Source organism: Desulfobaculum sp. (assembly GCF_054921475.1).
In genome coordinates this window covers 1-15,762 of record NZ_JBUDSW010000059.1, presented here as the reverse complement: position 1 = coordinate 15,762, position 15,762 = coordinate 1, and the positions used below count along the sequence as shown (strand labels likewise).

Annotated in this window: 13 protein-coding genes and 1 pseudogene; 4 read left to right on the top strand and 10 right to left on the bottom strand. The window is 63.1% G+C overall.

Annotation, left to right across the window (positions count from 1 at the left end; all coding sequences use genetic code 11):
* From ACY69P_RS05685 to ACY69P_RS05670, 4 genes and pseudogenes are all read left to right on the top strand, one after another.
* Nucleotides 1-227, top strand: a pseudogene (locus ACY69P_RS05685) (ACP S-malonyltransferase); the annotation flags it as partial.
* Nucleotides 228-317: 90 nt separating this feature from the next.
* Entirely contained in the window at nt 318-1,973 is a 1,656-nt protein-coding gene (argS, locus tag ACY69P_RS05680; RefSeq protein WP_462326835.1) for an arginine--tRNA ligase, read from the top strand.
* Between the two features lie 42 nt (nt 1,974-2,015).
* Nucleotides 2,016-2,729, top strand: a complete 714-nt coding sequence (locus tag ACY69P_RS05675) for an SPOR domain-containing protein (RefSeq protein ID WP_462326834.1) — start codon at nt 2,016-2,018, stop codon at nt 2,727-2,729.
* Nucleotides 2,730-2,987: 258 nt separating this feature from the next.
* Nucleotides 2,988-4,808 carry a long-chain-fatty-acid--CoA ligase gene (locus ACY69P_RS05670; RefSeq protein ID WP_462326833.1) on the top strand — a complete coding sequence of 607 codons (1,821 nt, stop codon included), beginning with the start codon at nt 2,988-2,990 and terminating at the stop codon, nt 4,806-4,808.
* Nucleotides 4,809-4,958: 150 nt separating this feature from the next.
* Here the strand turns inward: ACY69P_RS05670 and ACY69P_RS05665 are convergent, their stop codons facing one another.
* From ACY69P_RS05665 to ACY69P_RS05620, 10 genes are all read right to left on the bottom strand, one after another.
* Nucleotides 4,959-5,588: an FMN-dependent NADH-azoreductase gene (locus tag ACY69P_RS05665; RefSeq protein ID WP_462326832.1), complete on the bottom strand. Its 630-nt coding sequence runs from the start codon at nt 5,586-5,588 to the stop codon at nt 4,959-4,961.
* A gap of 311 nt (nt 5,589-5,899) precedes the next feature.
* A complete protein-coding gene (dxs, locus tag ACY69P_RS05660) occupies nt 5,900-7,807 on the bottom strand; it encodes a 1-deoxy-D-xylulose-5-phosphate synthase (RefSeq protein ID WP_459901555.1) in 1,908 nt (635 codons plus the stop codon).
* Between the two features lie 55 nt (nt 7,808-7,862).
* The gene (locus tag ACY69P_RS05655; RefSeq protein WP_459901553.1) at nt 7,863-8,765 is read right to left on the bottom strand and encodes a polyprenyl synthetase family protein; all 903 of its coding nucleotides are present in this window, start codon (nt 8,763-8,765) and stop codon (nt 7,863-7,865) included.
* Nucleotides 8,743-8,985: an exodeoxyribonuclease VII small subunit gene (gene xseB / locus ACY69P_RS05650; protein WP_404843075.1), complete on the bottom strand. Its 243-nt coding sequence runs from the start codon at nt 8,983-8,985 to the stop codon at nt 8,743-8,745. The genes ACY69P_RS05655 and xseB overlap by 23 nt, the downstream gene beginning before the upstream one ends.
* An 8-nt stretch (nt 8,986-8,993) precedes the next feature.
* Entirely contained in the window at nt 8,994-9,887 is an 894-nt protein-coding gene (locus tag ACY69P_RS05645) for a M23 family metallopeptidase (protein WP_462326831.1), read from the bottom strand.
* Entirely contained in the window at nt 9,884-11,284 is a 1,401-nt protein-coding gene (gene xseA / locus ACY69P_RS05640) for an exodeoxyribonuclease VII large subunit (RefSeq protein ID WP_462326830.1), read from the bottom strand. Before xseA ends, ACY69P_RS05645 begins: the two co-directional genes overlap by 4 nt.
* A gap of 6 nt (nt 11,285-11,290) precedes the next feature.
* Nucleotides 11,291-11,899, bottom strand: a complete 609-nt coding sequence (locus ACY69P_RS05635; RefSeq protein ID WP_459901549.1) for a LysE family translocator — start codon at nt 11,897-11,899, stop codon at nt 11,291-11,293.
* A 3-nt stretch (nt 11,900-11,902) separates the two neighbouring features.
* Nucleotides 11,903-13,663 carry a proline--tRNA ligase gene (locus ACY69P_RS05630; protein ID WP_462326829.1) on the bottom strand — a complete coding sequence of 587 codons (1,761 nt, stop codon included), beginning with the start codon at nt 13,661-13,663 and terminating at the stop codon, nt 11,903-11,905.
* Entirely contained in the window at nt 13,664-14,761 is a 1,098-nt protein-coding gene (ispG, locus tag ACY69P_RS05625) for a flavodoxin-dependent (E)-4-hydroxy-3-methylbut-2-enyl-diphosphate synthase (RefSeq protein ID WP_462326828.1), read from the bottom strand. It abuts the gene before it with no gap.
* 110 nt (nt 14,762-14,871) lie between these two features.
* Entirely contained in the window at nt 14,872-15,588 is a 717-nt protein-coding gene (locus ACY69P_RS05620) for a phosphoadenosine phosphosulfate reductase family protein (protein ID WP_459901545.1), read from the bottom strand.
* Nucleotides 15,589-15,762: the final 174 nt, after the last annotated feature.

Below are 15,762 nucleotides of genomic sequence, written 5' to 3'. Positions count from 1 at the left end.
CCGAGGCCATCCGCGACATCATGGTCCGCCAGATGACCTCCTCCGTCCGCTGGATTGAAATCAGCACCAACCAGTACGACGCCGGAGTTCGCGCCTGGTACGAGCCCGGCCCCAAGGGCGTGCTGTGCAAGATGCTGGGCCAGAACCTCAAGGGCGTCAGCGACGAGTGGACCGCCAAGAGCCTTGACAGCTCCGCCGCCGTCCTTGCCGCGTCTCCCGGCCTGTAGTCCCCCCGCCGCTGGCCGCCCCGGCAGCCAGCGGCTTGACCGTATACAACACCAGCGCGCCGCACGGTGCGCAGAACACGAGAACATACGATGCGCGCACAGAATTACCTGAAAAGCCTGCTTGAAAAGTTCGTCGCCGACAACGGCTACACCTGGCCCGAGAAGACGACCATCGAACCGCCCAAGGATGAAAAATTTGGCGACATGGCCACCAACATCGCCATGATGCTGACCAAGCAGGCGGGCAAGCCCCCCCGCGAGGTTGCCGCCGACATCGCCGCCGCCATCGACGGCGCCACCCCGGACATTGCCAAGGTGGAAATCGCCGGGCCCGGCTTCCTGAACATTTTCTTCAGCCCCGCCTTCTGGCAGCAGACCGTGACCGACATCGCCGCTGCCGCGGACAGCTTTGGCATGTCCGAAATGGGCAAGGGCACCAAGGTGCAGGTGGAGTACGTTTCCGCCAACCCCACCGGCCCCCTGCACATCGGCCATGGCCGCGGCGCCGCCGTGGGCGACTGCCTGACGCGCATCCTGCGCGCCGCAGGCTACGACGCCCACACCGAGTACTACCTCAACGACGCCGGCCGCCAGATGCGCATCCTTGGCAACTCCGTATGGGTTCGCCTGCAGCGCCTTATCGGCATTGACGCGCCGGACCCCGAGGACTTCTACAAGGGCGACTATATCATTGATATAGCCCAGCAGGTGCTGGACCAGCACGGCGAGGCAATCAAGGACAAGCCCGAGGACGAAATCCTCGACATCTGCCGCGAATACGCCATGAACACCATCCTTGATGGCATCAAGGAAGACCTTGCCGCGTTCAACGTGGAGCATCAGGTGTGGTTCTCAGAGAAGAGCCTTGTGGAGACCGGCGCTGTGGACAAGACCTTCAAGCGTCTTGCCGACAAGGGCCTTGCCTACGAACAGGACGGCGCGTTCTGGTTCAAGTCCACCGAATTCGGCGACGACAAGGACCGCGTACTGCGCAAGTCCGACGGCTCCCTGACCTATTTCGCATCCGACATCGCCTACCACGACAACAAGTTTGACCGTGGCTTTGACCTGTGCGTGGACATCTGGGGCGCGGACCACCACGGCTACGTGCCGCGCATGAAGGCCGCTGTGGAGGCCCTTGGCCGCAGCCGCGACAGCCTCGGGGTTATCCTCGTGCAGCTGGTGAACCTGCTGCGCGACGGCGAACAGGTGGCTATGTCCACCCGCGCCGGCGAGTTTGAAACCCTTGCCGACGTGGTGAAGGAAACCGGCGCGGACGCCGCCCGGTTCATGTTCCTGTCCCGCAAGTCCGACAGCCATCTGGACTTTGACCTTGAGCTGGTGAAGCAGAAGACCATGGACAACCCGGTGTACTACGTGCAGTACGCCCACGCCCGCATCTGCTCCGTCATGCGCAAGGCCGCCGAACGCGACATCACCCCGGCCGAACTGTCCGCCGACCTGCTGGCGCATCTGGACACCGCCGAGGACCTGCGCCTGCTCAAGCTGCTGGCCCAGTACCCCGGCGCAGTGGAATCCGGCGCGCGCAACCTGAGCCCGCACTTCATCAGCACCTACCTGCAGGAACTGGCCGGCGCTCTGCACCGCTACTACCACGCCAACACCATCCTTGGCGCGGACACGCCCGAGGTCATCAGCGCGCGCCTGCGTCTGCTCATGGCCGTGGCACAGGTGGTGCGCAACGGTCTTGGCCTTCTGGGCGTCAGCGCGCCGGAAAGCATGTAGCCCGGCACCCGTTCCCGCAACTGACCGAACAGGAGACGCATCATGGGCCTGAGCCTGAAGCTGAACGGAAAAGATACCAAAAACGAATCCAAAAAGAAGGACGCCGACAAAAAGGAGCCCAAACGCTACACGGTGTCGTTCTCACTGGCAGGACTGGTTTCGCTGACCGTTTTGACGCTGGTGGCCCTGTCATGGATATTCATCCTCGGCGTGCTGGTGGGCCGTGGCTATAAGCCCGAATCCGCCGTACCGGAACTGGAGCAGATTATGCCCAAGGCCCAGCAGGCCCCGGCGCAGAATGACGACGTGCTCCGGGCCGAGGACCTCAACTTCTACTCCGAACTGTCCAAGAAACCCGGCGCAGACGCGAACACGGGCAAAAACGCGCTCACGCAGCAGCAGGCCAAAAATGCCGCTCCCGCGCCAAAGCCCAAAGTCACGCCGCAGCCGGAGCCGCAGGTCAGCGCCCCCGCGCCAGCCAAAACGGCCAAGCCCGTGGCCCCCAGCGAGCCCATGTACCGCTATGCGTATCAGGTGGCTTCGCTCAAGGACATCGCCGCAGCGCGCAAGTTTCAGGATAAGCTGGCCAGCCTTGGGCTGTCCTCCCGTCTTGAACGCGCGCAGGCCAAAGGCTCCACATGGCACCGCGTCATTATCAGCTTTCAGGGCACCGCGGACGATACCCGCGACCTGATGCGAAAACTGGGCACCCTTGGCATCTCCAAGCCGCTGCTCAAGTCCAAAACGCCGCTGTAGACGCCCCATGCAGACACGCAAAGCGCCCCGTACCACCTGTGGTACGGGGCGCTTTTTCGTTGCGGCGCCCGCGCCCAGCCACAGCCGGGGTTCTACTGCTCACCGCGCGGCATGTATGTGCCAACCATTGCGCCAGCAAATATAAGGCGCTTCCCTTCACGCCAAATCCATATTATGTATCCCAGCTTATGCCCGGGCAACGCCGTGCACGGCGGACCTGTCCGGGACACTACTCCACGAGCATGAGGACAACAGCCCATGAAAGATATCCCGCGCCCCTGGCTGAAGAGCTACGACGAAGAAGTGAGCCATACCATAGACCCCGAGGGAATGCCCATTTTCGGCTACCTCGACAGGGCCGCCAAGCATTACCCCAACCGCAAGGCCATCGTCTTCAAGAACTGGAGCATCACCTATAAGAAGCTCCACCAGATGACGGAAATCATGGCCGCCAATCTGCGCTCCCTTGGCATCCAGCCCGGCGAACGCATCTCCATGATGCTGCCGAACCTGCCCCAGACCATTATCTCCTACTGGGCCGCCCTCAAGGCGGGGGCCATCGTCGTTATGACGAACCCGCTGTACATGGAGACGGAGCTGATCCACCAGCTCAATGATGCCGACAGTGACACCATGATCGTTCTGGACCACCTGTGGCCCAAAATCGAAGCCGTCCGCGACAAGCTGCCGGTGAAAAAATTTATCGTGGTGCGCATTCCGGACTGTTTGGCCTTTCCGCTGAACATGCTCTATGGCCTGAGCGCCAAGAAAAAGAAGCTCTTTCGCGATGTGCCCTACGACGGCAAAACCGTGCTGGAGTGGAAGCCGCTGACCAAGGGCAAGGACCGCATCAGCCGTCCCCCGTCCGACCCGCGTGAAGACCTCGCCCTGCTCCAGTACACAGGCGGTACCACCGGCATCTCCAAGGGCGTCATGATTACCCACCAGAACATGACCGCCAACGTCCAGCAGTGCCGCACCATCCTGCACGCCGTGGGCGAAACGCACGAAACCTTCGTGGCCGTGATGCCGTTCTTCCACATCTACGGACTGACCACCTGTCTGAACCTGCCCACGGCCCTTGGCGCTACCATGGTCCCCCTGCCCCGGTTCGACCCGCCGGACCTGCTGGAGACTCTGTCCAAGCGCCAGGTGACCATCTTCCCGGGCGCTCCGGCCATCTACTCCGCCCTGCTGCTGCAAAAGAACGTACAGCCCAGTCATTTCACATCCATCCGCTACTGTGTGTCCGGCTCCGCGCCCATCCCGGTGGAAACGCTGGAGCAGTTCAAGGAAATCACGCAGGCGGAAATCATCGAGGGCTACGGCCTGACCGAGGCCTCGCCCGTCACGCACCTGAACCCGCTGTCCGGCGTGAAGAAATATGGCTCCATCGGCCTGCCCTTCCCGTCCACGGACGCCCGCATCGTGGATATGGAAGTGGGCGAACTCTCCCTTGCCCCCGGCAAAAAGGGCGAGCTGGTCGTACGCGGCCCGCAGGTGATGAAGGGCTACTGGAACCGCCCGGACGAAACCGCCAACTCCGTGCGTAACGGCTGGCTGTACACCGGCGACATCGCCACCATGGACGACGACGGCTACTTCTTCATTGTGGACCGCAAAAAGGACCTCATCATCACCAGCGGCTACAACGTCTACCCGCGCGAGATTGACGAAGTCCTCTATGAACACCCCAAGATCAAAGACGCCGTGGCTGTGGGCATCCCCCACCCCTCGCGCGGTGAAATCATCAAGGTCTATGTCGTCCTGCGCGACGATGAAAAGATGACCAAGAGTGAAGTCATCTCCTGGTGCCGCCAGAAGCTGGCCAAGTACAAGCTGCCGCGTAAGGTGGAGTTCCGCGACGAACTGCCCAAGACCATGGTCGGCAAGGTCCTGCGCCGCGCCCTTCGCGCCGAGGAAGAGGAAAAAATGAAAAAGATGGCCGAACGCCGCGCCGCCCGCAAAGCCGCCAAGGATGCCAAAGACGCAGGCCTTGCCCCGGCCGCGGACAGCACTGCGCAAAGCGCCGACACCGACGCCCCCGCGCCCAAAGCGCCCGGCGACTCGGACGCCTAAACCGCTCCATCTCCGCACATGACAAAGCCCTCCGGCATACGCCGGAGGGCTTTTTTGGTGATGCCTTTCACGCGCAGAACGCAGACGGTTTTCCACGTTTGCTTCCTGCTCATTCTGGGCGGGATTTTGGGCCGTTCCCGTCGCTGCGCCTTACAGTGTCGCGGCCAGGGAGCGGGCCTGCTCCATGGCGGCCTGTCTGGCCTGGTCGCGCACGTCCGGACCAAAGAGGGTTCCCTCCACGGCCACGGGATGGACCTCCGTTATACCCATAAATCCCAGAATCATTTCCAAATACGGCGACTGGTGATTAAAGGCCTCGGCCTGCGTGCCGGGGGCATACTGCCCACCCCGCGCATACATAATGGCCGCCTTCTTGCCCTCCAGCATACCGTAATACCCGCCCTCCTCGGTCATACCAAAGGTCAGCCCGGGCTGGACCAGCAGGTCGATATAGTGCTTGAGCGGATAGGGGATGGCAAAGTTCCACATGGGCACGGCAAACAGATACCGGTCGTGCGCGCGGAATTCGTCAATGACGCGCACAACCGCGTCCCACGCGGCCTTCTCCGCCAAGGTATGGTCGCGTCCATGCAGGACGTTGTACTTGGCCTGAATGGTCGGCCCATCAAAGGGCGGCAGGTCATCGGTGAAGAGGTTCTTTTCTGTGATGCTGACGCCGGGGTGCGCGTCGCGGTAGGCTTCCACAAACGCTTCCGCCACGGCGAGGGAATGGGAACGCTCGCCGCGCGGCGACGCCTTGATGTACAAGAGTGAACTCATTGGTGGCCTCCTTGTCGGTCACTGACTACGTGGTGCCCTGTCGGTTCAAGTCTCACTGTCCACTTATGACAGCGCGGCAACGAGGTGTCAAAGACGCTCCCCAAACGCCACGGCAAAAAAATGCCCCGCGGCGCTGGGCCACGGGGCGGAAGAATTCAGTCTCAACGCTGAAGCGGAAAAGGCGCTGTGCAACCATGCCGCGCCACACGCCGCGAATGCATCCACAACGCGGCGCAAGAGGACGGCGTCAAGGAAAACACCTGCAAGACGCGCCGCCGACTGCCGCATCGCGGCCACCGCGGCGTAGCAGATTACAGGCCCAGCATCTCCTCCAGAGTGCGGCGGATGCCGTCCTTGTCGATGCCACACTTGGCGCGCAGCTGCTTCTGCGTGCCGTGCTCCACAAAGCCGTCTGGCAGGCCAATGCGCTGCACGCGCACGGAGCCTAGGGCGTCGTGGTCGGCCAGCACTTCCAGCACGCCGGAGCCAAAGCCGCCCTTGAGGACATTCTCCTCAACTATCAGCATATGCTTGAAGCGGCGGGCGAGGTCCACAAGCTGGTCCTCGGCCATGGGGCGGATGAAGCGGCCATTGAACACCGCAACCTTGCGGCCCGTGGCGCTCTCAATTTCCTCGGCGGCGATGATGGACGGGTTCACGCGGCTGCCAATGGCAACCACAACAGCGTCCTCGCCATCACGCATAAGCTTGCCTTCGGCAATGGGCAGCGGCTCGGGGTCCTCCACCGTGGGCGCGCCAATGCCAACACCGCGCGGGTAGCGCAGGGCCACCGGACCGTCGTGCTGGATGGCGGTCACCAACATGCGCTGGAGTTCGGCCTCGTCCGAGGGGGCCATGAACACAAGGTTCGGCACATGGCGCAGGTAGCTGAGGTCGAATGCACCGTGGTGGGTGGGGCCATCCTCGCCAACCAGTCCGCCACGGTCCAGACACAGCACCACGGGCAGATTCTGCAAGCACACGTCGTGCACAATCTGATCATAGGAGCGCTGCATAAAGGTGGAGTAGATAGCCACCACGGGCTTAAAGCCCTCGGCGGCCAGCCCTGCGGCAAAGGTCACGGCGTGCTGTTCACAGATGCCCACATCCACAAAGCGCTCGGGGAAGCGCTCGCGGAAGCGGTCCAGCCCCGTGCCCTCGGGCATGGCGGCGGTAATGGCAAGCACGCGCTCGTCCTCCTGCGCGCAGTGGCACAGGGTGTCGCCAAACACGCTGGTGTAGGACGGCAGCGAACACGCGCCAAACTTCTTGGCAAGGCCGGTTTCCGGCTCAAAACAGCCCACACCGTGGAAGTAGGTGGGGTTGTTTTCCGCAGGCTCATAGCCTTTGCCCTTGGTGGTCATCACATGGACAAGCAGCGGGCCCTTGAGCTTCTTCACCTGCTCGAACACGCGGGTCATGCCGTCGATGTTGTGGCCGTCAAAGGGGCCAAGGTAGTTGAAGCGGAACGCCTCAAACAGCATGCCCGGCGTAAAGAAGTGCTTGAACGCCTCTTCGGACTTGCGGGCGTAGGTGGCGAGGTCCTCGCCAATCTTCGGCACGGACTTGAGGATGTTCTCCACGTCCTTCTTAAAGCGCACCACCCAGCTCTTGGTGAGGTTGCGCGACAAAAAGGACGACAGCGCACCCACATTCTTGGAGATGGACATCTCGTTGTCGTTGAGGACCACGATCATGTCGCTGTGGATGCCGCCCGCCTGATTGAGGCCCTCATAGGCCAGCCCGGCGGTCATGGAGCCATCGCCAATGACGGCGACAACGCGGTTGTCCTTGCCCTTGAGGTCGCGCGCGCAGGCCATGCCAAGGGCGGCGGAGATGGAGGTAGACGAGTGCCCCACGCCAAAGTGGTCGTACTCGCTCTCCGACATCTTGGGAAAGCCGCTGATGCCGCCATAGGTGCGCAGGGTATTGAACCTGTCGCGCCGTCCGGTAAGCATCTTGTACACATAGGCCTGATGCCCCACATCCCAGATGAACTTGTCGTCACGGGGATTGAAGGTGCGCAGCATGGCAAGGGTCAACTCCACCACGCCAAGGGACGGAGCAAGGTGCCCGCCCGTTGTGGACACCGTTTCTATAATTTCCTGCCGGATTTCATCCGCCAGCAGGTGCAATTCCCGCGAGGACAGACGCTGTACGTCCGTCGGCTTCTCTATGCGGGAAAGGATGGAATTGTCGCTGAGCTGAGTGGCGTCCATGCCGAATCCTTATCCATTACAGTTGCAGAAAACCCGGGCTTCCCGGGCAAGGCGATCAGCTGGCGCGAAGAACGATGTACTCCGCGAGCGAACGCATGAAATCGGCCTGAACACCGGGCTCATTCTTAATGGGCAAGCAGGCGCTGGCCGCGGCCTGAATGGCAAGGCCCTTACTTTCGGTCACGCCAACGAGACGGGGGTAGGTGTTCTTGCCCTGCCCTTCGTCGCTGCCCACGGGCTTGCCAATCTCTTCCTCGGTCCCCAGAACGTCCAGCAGGTCGTCCGTAATCTGGAAGGCCATGCCGAGGTTCTTGCCGTATTCAATGGCCTTGCCCAGCCCTTCTTCGTCCGCGCCGCCAAGGATGGCGCCGGAGAGGCACGCCGCGGTGATGAGCGCGCCGGTCTTGAGCGAGTGCATGCGCTGCAACTCCTCAAGGGCCACGTCAATCTTGCCGGTGAGGGACATATCCAGCATTTGGCCGCCAACCATACCGTTGGGTCCAGCGCCGTAGGACACCACGGCTGCGGCCTGAAGCACACGCTCGGCGGGCACGCCCTGCGTGTTCAGCATCATGTTGAAGGCCTCGGTCAGCAGTGCGTCGCCCGCGAGTATAGCCGTGGCTTCGTCAAACTGCTTGTGGTTCGAGGGCTTGCCCCGGCGCAGGTCGTCGTCGTCCATGGCGGGCAGGTCGTCGTGGATAAGGGAATAGGTGTGGATGAGCTCAATGGCGCTGGCAAAGGGCATGCTGGCATCAAAGTCCAGACCAAAATGCGCGCCCCACGCAAGGCACAGGGCCGGGCGCAGGCGCTTGCCGCCAGCCATCAGGCTGTATTCCATGGATTCCAGAAGGCGCTCGTCGATTCCACGGTCCTTCAGGCACTTGTTCAGATATTCGTCCACGGCCTTGGCGTAGTTGGCCAAGGTCTTCTGTGCGTCAACTTTCTTTTGCTGCGTCATCGCCTTCTTCCGGATGAAAATCCTTCAGTCCCTCTTCGGTGAGCAGACTGACTTCGTTTTTGGCCTCTTCAAGCCGCTTGCGGCACGATTTGGCCAGTTCCACGCCTTCCCTAAACAGGGCGACGCCCTTTTCCAGCGGCAGTTCCCCATTTTCGAGGTCCTGCACTATTTTTTGCAGCTTCGCGAGCTGCGATTCAAAATCGTCTTTCTTTTTGGCCATGGGTCCCCCTACATGTCCGGAACGCCCGTGCCCGCAAACAGGGGCATGGGGTCCACCATATGGCCCATCACGGACAGGCCAAAGTGCAGATGCGGGCCGGTGACGCGCCCGGTGGCGCCCACCTTGCCGAGCACCTGCCCGGCGGAGACAAACTGCCCCTCCTCCACATCAATGTGCGACATATGGCAGTAGACGGTGACCATCCCCTGCCCGTGGTCCACGTAGACCACGTTGCCGGAAAAATAATGGTTGCCGGTCAGGGCGACCTCTCCGGCGGCAAAGCTGTGGATGGGCGTTCCCGTACGGCCGCGCAGGTCCACCCCGCTGTGGGGCCGCCGCGGTTCGCCGTTAAAGAACCGCCGCAGGCCAAAGGCGCTGGACATGCTGCCCTTGACGGGACGCACAAAGGGCGGCTGCCAAAAGCGCTCCGCCGAGCGCGAATCCAGCACCTTTTTGGTCAGCGCCTTTTCGCGGTAGTGCCGCTCCAGCGCCTCCTTGCTCAGGTGCACCATTTTGCGCGCCACCTTCAGGTGCTGTTCCGGATAGCTCCGGTCATGCACGATGACGCCGCGGCTCACCTGCTTTGTGCCATTTTGCAATTGAAACTCGGCTTCCAGTACCTCACTGCCGGGTTTCACGTCCAGTCCGGCGGCCAGCGCCACCCATGTGCCGTAGCCGCCGCTCTCGCCACGAAGGGCGGGCGTCAGCGTCTCTCCCATCCACGAGAGGCGAACCTCCCAGACCGGGACCGGCGAAAAAATGCGTACAAAGAACGCCTCACCAACGTGCACAGCGTCCGTTGTGACCTGCAGCCTTGGCTCCTGCGCGGCCATGGCCGCCGTGGGCGCAAGGCACCACGCGGCAATGCCGGGAGTCAGCGCGAGGAAATGCCGTCTGTTCATGTCTCGTCCTTTTTGTCCTTGTGCTTTCCTGTCACATCGGCAGCAACACGACCATTGCGGACGCGGATGCTCAGCCTGTCTCCATCCGAGACCTCATCAACTGAACGAAGAAATGTTCCGGTGCGCTCAAGGGTCACCACCCCGTACCCGCGCTCCAAGGGCTTTTCCGGGTCCGCCCCGTCAAGGCGCGACGATGCCAGTGCAAAGCGCTGCTCCGCGCCGCGCACCAGCGCCCCGGCGGCAAGCTCCATCCGCGCGCACAGCGCGTCCACACTCCGCTGGCGCTCATCCAGCACGCGGGGACCATAGGCGCGGGGCAAGGCGTCCGCCGCGGCCTGCACCGCCGCCTCCCGCCGCGCCAAGTACCCCTGCATGGCGCGGTCAAGGGAGCGCGCTCCGCTCTGGAAGCGCTCCAGCCAGTGCTCCACCCGGCGCGCCGGGGACAGCCACGACACGGCGCGCTCCATGGCGGCAAGGGACGCGCCCTTGTCCTCAAGGAGGCCGTCCATGGCCCGCAGCAGGGACTGCTCCAGCATGTCCACGTCCTGCATCAGGGCCTCGCGTTCGGGCCACAGCATCTGCGCGGCGTGGGTGGGCGTGGCGGCGCGGACGTCGGCCACAAAGTCGGAGATGGTGGTATCCACCTCATGTCCAATGCCGGAGAGCACCGGCACGCGGCAGTTGTAGATGGCATCGGCCACCGGCTCGGTATTGAAGGCCCACAGGTCCTCCAGCGAGCCACCGCCACGGATGAGCACCACCACATCGGCCCAGCCGTCGGCGTCGGCGCGGTTTATGGCCTCCGCAACCTGCGCCGGAGCGCGGTCGCCCTGCACCAGCGAAGGATACACGCGAATCTGCGCGCCCCAGCCACGGTCATCGGCAATGCGCAAAAAATCGCGCACCGCCGCGCCCGTTGGCGCGGTGACAACCGCAACCCGCGAGGGATGCGGCGGCAAGGCCATCTTGCGCGAGCTGTCAAAGTAGCCCAACTCGGCCAGCTTGGCCTTGAGGGCTTCAAATTCCATGTGCAGGCGGCCAACGCCCTGTTCCTGCACCAGCTCGGCTATCAGTTGATACTGCCCGCGCGGGGCATAGACATTGATGCGCCCGGCGCAGACGACTTCCTGCCCCTCTTCCAGCGTGGGGCGGTAGCCGTCCTCGTGCACCTCGCCGGTGACGGGGTCCACGCCGCCGCGCTCAATGAAGCGCTGGTTGCCCTTGAACCACACCACCGAGAGCTGTGCGCCCTCGTCACGCAGGGTAAAATAGATATGCCCGCTCCGGGGCCGGGTGATGTTGCCGATTTGTCCACGCACCCACACAAAGGGGAACTGGCTCTCCAGCACGTCCTTTACGGCGGCGGTGAGTTCGGTAACGTCGAAAATATGCGGCATAGCGCCCTACTCGACCGCCACGGCAACGCCAGCGCCAAGCATGACGGCTCCGGCCCCGCGCTGCATGCGGCGCATGGCTGCGCCACTGCCAAACCGCGCGCCGCCAGCCGTCCCCAGCAGGGCATAGGCCGTGATAACGGCGTACACCACGCTCATGGCCACGGCGGCAACCACCACGCCCTCAAGGGGCGTCAGCACCGCAAGATCCACAAACGCGGGCAGAATGCCGCAGTAGAACACAATAATCTTCGGATTGCCCAGATTCAGCGCCAACCCAGCCGCAAGGGTCCGCGCGCCGCCAGCGGGCGTCAGCGCCCGGGCGGGGACGCGGCTGGGCCGCAACAGACTGCGCAGCCCAAGCCACATCAAATACGCCGCACCCGCATACCGGATGCAGGTGAACACCCAGCCGAACTCCCGCGCCACAACGCCCATGCCGCACATGGCGGCCGTCAGGTAGGCAAGGTCACCGAGCACCAGCCCGAGACCAAAGACGAGGGCAGGCTTTGCGCCCTGCGTCACCCCACGCGACACCACCGCCACAATGGCAGGGCCGGGGACAGCCGCCATGACAAGAAAGGTCGCCGCCAACGCAAGGAGTCCGGCCAAGGTCATGATTTATCGATTCCCTTCCGGGCCGTCGGCGGAATCCGCAAGGTTCCAGCCAGCCCAGACTTTCTTGCGCCACAGGCCAAGCTCGCGCTCAAGGTCGGCCACGGGCAGTTCGGACTTTTCGCCGGCGCGGCGGTCCTTCACTTCCACGATGCCCTTCTTGAGGCCCTTGCCGCCAACCACAATCTGCATGGGCATGCCCATGAGGTCGGCGTCCTTGAACTTCACGCCCGGGCGTTCGTCGCGGTCGTCCAGCAGGACGTCCATGCCCCAGCTCCTCAGCATCTCGTAGATTTCCTCAGCCTTGCCCAGAATGTCCTCCTTGCGGGGGTCCAGACAGACCACGGTGGCCTCGTAGGGCGCGATGGGCGGCGGGAAGGCGATGCCGTCTTTGTCATGGTTCTGCTCAATGCACGCGGCCACCACGCGGGAGACGCCGATGCCGTAACAGCCCATGATCATGGTCTTTTCCTTGCCGTTCTCGTCAAGGAAGGTTGCGCCGAGGGATTCGGAATACTTGGTGCCCAGCTTGAACACGTGGCCCACTTCAATGCCCTTGGTCAGCTCCAGAGCGCCGCCGCAACGGGGGCAGGGGTCGGACTCTGTGATAACGCGCAGGTCGGCGAAAGCGTCCACCTTCACATCGCGGGAAAGGTCCAGATGCCTGATGTGCGTATCGCCCTTGTTGGCACCGGCAACGTAGTCCGTGCCGCCCTGCAGCTCATTGTCGGCAAGAATGCGGGACACCTTGATGCCCACAGGCCCGGCAAATCCTACGGGAGCGCCAGACCACTCACGCACCTGCTCGGGGCTGGCCATGGCGGGGTCTTCCTGCGAGCCGAGGGCGTTTTTGAGCTTCACTTCGTTGAGCTCGCGGTCGCCGCGCACCAGCACGGCCACAGCTTCGCCGCCCACATCATAGAGCAGCGTCTTGATGATGCGGTCCGGGGTGACGCCAAGGTAGGCCGCCACTTCCTCAACGGTGTGCTGATTCGGGGTTTCCACGTCCTCGATGGCGTCGCAGGTCTCGCCGCACGGCTCGCACGCGGCGCAGACTTCGGCCTTTTCGAGGTTGGCGGCGTAGCCACAGCCATGGCACACGGCAATGGTGTCCTCGCCGGTATCGGCAAAGACCATAAATTCGTGGGAGAAGCTGCCGCCAATGGCGCCGGAGTCGGCCTCAACCGGGCTAAAGCGCAGGCCCATGCGGGCAAAGATGCGCTTGTAGGCCTCGAACATGGCCTTGTAGCTTTCATCCGCGCCGGCGTCGTTGGCGTCGAAGGAGTAGCCGTCCTTCATCATGAATTCGCGGCCACGCATCAGGCCGAAGCGGGGACGGATTTCATCGCGGAACTTGGTCTGAATCTGGAACACGTTCAGCGGCAGCTGACGGTAGGAGCGCACTTCGCCGCGCAGCAGGTCGGTGACGACCTCCTCATGCGTGGGCCCAAGGCAGTAATCCCTGCCATGACGGTCCTGAAAACGCAGCAGTTCCTTGCCGTAGAACTCCCAGCGGCCGGATTCCTTCCACAGGTCGCCGGGCTGGACCGTGGGCATGAAAATTTCCTGCGCGCCGGCGCGTTCCATCTCCTCGCGCACGATGGTCTTGACCTTGTTCAGGCTCTTGAGACCAAGGGGGAGGAAGGTATAGATGCCGGAGGTCAGCTTGCGGATCATGCCCGCACGGACCAACAGTTTATGGCTTATGACCTCGGCGTCCGCCGGGGCGTCCTTCAGCGTAGGGACGTACATTCTGCTCAGGCGCATTCAGTTTTCCTCGTTTCGTCGTTCTAAAAGAAATGTGTCCAATTCCTCAAGGAAGGCCGGGACGAGATGTTCATCGCCCTTCACCTTGCGGATGACCTTACCCTTGCGGAAGATGATGCCGAGACCGCGGCCACCGGCAATGCCGATGTCCGCCTCCCGGGCCTCGCCGGGTCCATTGACCACGCATCCCATGACGGCCACGGTGAACACCTCGGTCACGGCGCGCAGGTGGCGCTCCACCTCACCGGCAAGGCCGACGAGGTCAATTTCCGTACGCCCGCACGTGGGGCAGGAGACGATCTCCGGCCCGCGCGCCCGCAGCCCGAGGGAGCGCAGAATCTCCCACGCCACGCCCATTTCATCCACGGGGTCGCCCGTGACGGAAACGCGCATGGTGTCGCCAATGCCTTCGGCCAGCAAAATGCCAAGGCCAACGGACGACTTCACCGTGGCGCGGGTCAGTGTTCCGGCTTCGGTTACGCCAATGTGCAGCGGATAGTCGCAGCGCTGCGCCAATAGGCGATAGGCCGCGATGGTGTTCAGGACCGACGAGGACTTCAGGGAAATCTTCGTATCGAAAAAGTCGCGCTCTTCCAGCAGGCGAACATGACCAAGGGCGCTTTCGACCATAGCCTCCGGCGTGGGGCCGCCATACTTGCGCAGCAGGGGCTTTTCCACGGAGCCGGAATTCACGCCGATGCGGATGGGCACTCCGGCGGCCTTGGCCGCGCGGACCACGCTGTCCACCGCCTGTTCATCCCCAATGTTTCCGGGGTTGATGCGCAGGGCGTCCACCCCGGCATCCACGACGGCCAGCGCCAGCCTGTGGTCAAAATGAATATCGGCCACCAGCGGCACTACGGCGCGTTTTTTAATCTCCACCAGCGCGCGGGCGGCGTCATCATCCAGCACGGCAAGCCGGACAATCTCGCACCCTGCGGCGGCCAGTTCGTCAATCTGTCTGGCAGTGGCGTCAATATCGCGTGTGTCCGTGTTGGTCATGCTCTGCACCACAACGGGGTGCCCCCCGCCGATGGGCACATTGCCCACACGGATAACGCGCGACGAACGCCGCGCGGACAGGATTGTGTTTTCCATGCTTCAGCGCCTCCTTGGAAGCGTACACTTGTTATACGATTTCCATCCACAAGCCAAGAGCGCCCGCAGACCAGCGAAGCCTTGGCCGCAATGGAAAAACAGCGCCACAGCTAGAAATATCCCAGACTGTGCAACACTTCCAGATTCCTTTCCTTTTCCGCATCACGTCCCGCGCGCTCCGGGGCGGCGGCGTCAGCCCGGGCCGTGCAGGGCACGCAACCAAGAGAGCGGTAGCCGTCCGCATACAGGGTGCAATACGGCAATCCCCGGTCCATGATATACGCCCACACGTCCATCTCCGTAAAATGCAAAACGGGGTGCGCCAGCACGTGGTCCGGGTCATGGCGCGCCTCACAGCTAGGGCGCTGGGCGCGGGAAGGATGCTCGTCCGCGCGCACGCCGGACAGCACAAGGTCCACGCCCTGCTCGCAAATGGCGCGGCCTAGGGGGGCGACCTTGAGGTCGCGGCAGCAGGCCACTTTGTCCTGCGCCAGCGGGTAGGCGGCAAGGTCCACGTCCGGGCGCGCCACGGTGAGGTCCAGCCCCCACGCGGCGGCGACGTCATCGCGCAGGGCCACCACTTCGGGGAACTTGCATCCAGTATCTATAGATAATGCACGGGGGGTGACGGCTGGGGCCACCGCGCCAAGGCACTCGCGCCACAGGGCGAGGGCCACGGTGGAATCCTTGCCCGCCGTCCACGCCACGGCAATGCGCGTGGGGTCAAACGTTTCGGCCAGCTGGGTCATAAAGCTGATGGCCGAGGCAACCTTTTCATCCAGCGTCTTGGCAGACGCCTCAAGCTGCGGTAGGGTTTGGTGTGTCATGGGAGTCCTCCTTCACGCCTGCTCTGCCGAGCCTGCGCGGGGGGTGCAATACCGCACCACCAAAGCCCCTGACAAGCGCCGCCGCTCAAATGAATGCCGACTGGCCGGGATTTTTTTCCAAAAAGTGCTTGACGGTGAAGGCCGGAAACCATAAACACCTTTTCGCGCCAACGA